Consider the following 2,685-nt stretch of genomic DNA (forward strand, 5'->3'; position numbering starts at 1 on the left):
GCGATAGCACCGGCCGAAGTCCAACTCCATGGACTCCACTGTGTCATCGCCGACCGAGGGTTGCTAGCGGAAATCGGACACGACCGTTCCCCCGTCAGCAGTCAACCGTCAGCAGCAGCGGGGTCCGGGTCTCGCGTCGGCCTCCGCGTAGCGGTCCCGCCAGAACTGTCGTTCCGACGGAACCGCTTCACCAGGATGAACCCTGCTCATGTGGGCGACGTAGCGTTCGTAGTCCTTGTCGCCCATGAGCGAGGTGATCCACCACCAGAGTCCGCGCATGTCAGTGATGACCTGCATGTGCGGCGCCCGGCGCTCGGACGGTGCCGTCCTCGATCAACGTGTTCCATTCACTTTGGATCTCCTTCTCGGCCGCGGTCGGGATGAACCCTGCGGGGCCGAAGATCTTCGACGGCACCTCTGGGTCCTCGTTGTCTTCCACGTCACCGCCCCGTACTGCTTTGATACACACCAGAGTTCCTGCCGCGACGACGATCAGCACGAGTACCGCGAAGATGATGGAGAGCGTGCCCTGGATGAAGGTGTTGCGAATGACCGCGTCGATAGCCTCCGCCGTTTTCGCGGTCTGGAACTCGGTCAGACCCTGATTCTTCGCGTCCACGAACAAGCTGTGTTGCTTCCAGTAGCCGATCGCCGGAATGTCGGAGAAGATCTTCTGGTACGACGCGGTCATGGTGACGATGAGGTCCCAGACGAGCGGAACTCCCGGAATCCACGCCCACTTGTACAGTCCGCGTTTGACGACGATCGTCATCACGACGGTCAGAGCGATCGCGGCAAGGAGCTGGTTGGCGATGCCGAACAGCGGGAACAACGTGTTGATGCCGCCGAGCGGATCGGTGACGCCCATGAGAAGGATTGCGCCCCATGCCGCGACGACGATGAACGAGCACACCCATGCGCCGGGCCGCCACGACGGATCCTTGAACTTCTTCGCCGTCGAACCCGGCAGGTTGCCGATGCTGTCGGAGAGCATGAAGCGCGCGACGCGCGTTCCGGCGTCCACTGTCGTGAGGATGAACAGCGCCTCGAACATGATCGCAAAGTGGTACCAGAAGGACTTGAGGCCCGTGCCGCCGAAGACCTGATGCAGTACCTCGGACATTCCGAAGGCCAAAGTCGGCGCGCCGCCGGTTCGGGAGATGATGGATTCCTCGCCGACGTCGGTAGCTGCCTGCTGTAGTTCGTCGGGGGTGATGTTGCCACCGCTGATGGGAAGCCCGTTGACGAAATCCGCTGCTCCCTCGGGGGTTCCCTGCGTGAGCGTCGCTGGGGCATTGAGTGCGAAGTAGATGTGCTGGTCCAGAACGCATGCGGTGATGAGAGCCATGATGGCCACGAACGATTCGGTCAGCATGCCGCCGTACCCGATCATCCGCATCTGCTTTTCTTTTTCGAGCAGCTTCGGTGTCGTACCCGAGCTGATCAGAGCGTGGAAGCCCGAGAGTGCGCCGCAGGCAATGGTGATGAACAAGAACGGGAACAGCGAGCCGGCGAATGCCGGGCCGTTGCCCTCGGTTGCGAACGTCGTCATTGCAGGCATCTGAATTGCAGGTTGGGCAATGAGGATGCCGACAGCCAACAGTGCGATGGTGCCGATCTTCATGAACGTCGACAGGTAGTCGCGCGGTGCCAGCAGCAGCCAGACCGGCAGGATCGACGCCGCGAGGCCGTATGCGATGAGGAACCAGGCCACGGTGACCTTCGAGAGCGTGAACCAGTCGGTGCCCCACTCGGTCTCGGCCACCCAGCCGCCCGAGACGATGGCCAGGAGAAGCAACGCAACGCCGATGAGCGAGACCTCGGACACCTTGCCGGGACGCAGGTAGCGCAGGTAGACACCCATGAACAGCGCGATGGGGATGGTGAGCGCGATGGAGAAGACGCCCCACGGGCTTTCGGCGAGGGCGTTGACCACGACGAGTGCCAGCACGGCGATCAGGATGATCATGATGACGAAGACGCCGACGAGTGCGGCGACGCCGCCGACAACGCCCAGTTCGTCGCGGGCCATCTGGCCGAGGCTGCGCCCGCGTCGACGCGTCGAGATCCACAGTACGAGGAAGTCCTGCACGGCGCCTGCGAACACGACGCCGATGATGATCCACAGCGTGCCGGGCAGGTAGCCCATCTGAGCTGCCAGTACGGGGCCGACGAGGGGGCCCGCGCCGGCGATGGCGGCGAAGTGGTGGCCGAACAACACGCGACGATCCGTCGGCATGTAGTCCTTGCCGTTCTCGAGGATCTCCGCAGGTGTGGCGCGATCGTCTCGTGGATGGACGATCTTGTTCTCGATCAATCGGGCGTAAAAGCGAAACGCGAAAATATACGTACAGACAGCAGCGATCACGAACCAGACCGAGTTGGGGTTCTCGCCGCGCACGATCGCGACGATGGTCCACGCGACGCCGCCGAGCAGGCCGATGAGGACGAACAAAATTCTCTTGGCCGGCGTCATCGGACTCTTGTCGACGACTCCGACCGGGGGCAGATCCGCATCGGTCTTCAACAACTCGATGTTCGGATCGTCTGCCGCTTTCAATGCCATGGGGACCGCTTTCAGCATCGGTGATGTGACAGCGATCACTGTAAACCGTCGGGGTGACACCCGACGCCATTCTCGGCCTACGTGCGATCAAAGGTTGCGCAACTGCGCCGAGCGGAAGA

The 2,685-nt window shown here is 62.4% G+C and carries 2 protein-coding genes; both read right to left on the minus strand.

Features of this window, described 5'->3' with window-relative positions; all coding sequences use genetic code 11:
- Positions 1–108: 108 nt before the first annotated feature.
- Entirely contained in the window at positions 109–297 is a 189-nt protein-coding gene (locus A2J03_RS29145) for a YbdD/YjiX family protein (protein ID WP_068381641.1), read from the minus strand.
- A complete protein-coding gene (locus A2J03_RS29150; protein ID WP_068381644.1) occupies positions 281–2,566 on the minus strand; it encodes a carbon starvation CstA family protein in 2,286 nt (761 codons plus the stop codon). Before A2J03_RS29150 ends, A2J03_RS29145 begins: the two co-directional genes overlap by 17 nt.
- Positions 2,567–2,685 lie beyond the last annotated feature (119 nt).

Origin of the sequence: Rhodococcus sp. EPR-157, assembly GCF_001647195.1 — a bacterium.
GTDB lineage: Bacteria > Actinomycetota > Actinomycetes > Mycobacteriales > Mycobacteriaceae > Rhodococcoides.

Bases quoted from the DNA above. Each gene is read 5' to 3' on its own strand.
- A2J03_RS29145 (WP_068381641.1), bottom strand. From the start codon at position 297: ATGCAGGTCATCACTGACATGCGCGGACTCTGGTGGTGGATCACCTCG.
- A2J03_RS29150 (WP_068381644.1), bottom strand. From the start codon at position 2,566: ATGGCATTGAAAGCGGCAGACGATCCGAACATCGAGTTGTTGAAGACC.